Consider the following 346-nt stretch of genomic DNA (forward strand, 5'->3'; position numbering starts at 1 on the left):
AAAAAGGAGCTGATAAAAATAAAAACATTAAGTCTGTTTCTAATAGTTAATAAATCTTTTATTGGTAGGGATATTTAAATTTACAGAGGCACATTTTTATTTTTGTAAAATAACCTTTAAGTGTATTAGGAGATTCCAAATGAATAAATTAAATGCGTATATAAGAATAGATACAATGGATTACTTACGAGGATTTGCCTTGTTGGGAGTTCTTCTTGTGAATAGTTATCAGGTTATGAATAATGTAGGTGTTAATAATGAATTCCATGATGAATTATATTCAATTTTTAACAGAAAATTTTACCCTATCCTATTCTTCTTATTTGGATTTGGTAGTTATCTTTTT

Annotated in this window: 1 pseudogene; it reads left to right on the forward strand. The window is 25.7% G+C overall.

Annotation, left to right across the window (positions count from 1 at the left end):
• Window positions 1–139: 139 nt before the first annotated feature.
• Window positions 140–346 (forward strand): annotated as a pseudogene (locus tag KVT27_RS23970) (DUF418 domain-containing protein); the annotation flags it as partial.

The sequence above is a fragment of the Lysinibacillus sp. GbtcB16 genome (genome assembly GCF_019091145.1).
Taxonomy (GTDB): Bacteria; Bacillota; Bacilli; order Bacillales_A; family Planococcaceae; genus Lysinibacillus; species Lysinibacillus fusiformis.